This window comes from Aquabacterium sp. A08 (genome assembly GCF_011742065.1).
In genome coordinates this window covers 1-629 of record NZ_JAAQQT010000283.1, presented here as the reverse complement: position 1 = coordinate 629, position 629 = coordinate 1, and the positions used below count along the sequence as shown (strand labels likewise).

Below are 629 nucleotides of genomic sequence, written 5' to 3'. Positions count from 1 at the left end.
GCCCACGGCCCCACCAGGAATCCCCCATGAACGCCACCCCCCACACCGCCGCCCCCACGCTGGACATCGCCGGCCTGGAAACCGTGTACGACGCCCTGGCCAGCGCCATCGACCGCGCTGGCCCGGAGAAAACCGAGCTGTTCCTGGTCAAGCTGGCGCTGCTCAACGCCCAGGCGCTGGGCTGTGCCGAGCGCTTTCAACAGCAGCTCGACGCCGCCTTGCTTGACCTCTGAGCCCCACCGTGGGGCCATGACCGAAACTTCAGCGCGCCGGGCGCCGAAAACCTAAAATCGGGGGTTGCACGCCCACGCCCCGGGGGTGCCGGCCCATCCCCCGCCCATGAACGCCCCCCTCGACGTCTCCTTCTTCGCGCGCGCCGCCAAGCCCATCACCAGCTACAAGCCGTACTGGGCCAAGCGTTTCGGGCCCGCGCCTTTCCTGCCCATGAGCCGGGCCGAAATGGACCGGCTTGGCTGGGACAGCTGCGACGTGATCCTGGTCACCGGCGACGCCTACGTGGACCACCCCAGCTTCGGCATGGCGGTGATCGGCCGGGTGCTGGAGGCGCAGGGCTTCCGGGTCGGCATCATCGCCCAGCCCGACTGGCACAGCGCCGAGCCGTTCAAGGC

Annotated in this window: 1 protein-coding gene and 1 pseudogene; both read left to right on the top strand. The window is 69.8% G+C overall.

Features of this window, described 5'->3' with window-relative positions; genetic code table 11:
• The first annotated feature begins 26 nt into the window (after window positions 1–26).
• Entirely contained in the window at window positions 27–233 is a 207-nt protein-coding gene (locus HA630_RS01610; RefSeq protein WP_166832168.1) for a DUF2783 domain-containing protein, read from the top strand.
• 106 nt (window positions 234–339) lie between these two features.
• Window positions 340–629: pseudogene (locus tag HA630_RS01605) on the top strand (YgiQ family radical SAM protein); the annotation flags it as partial.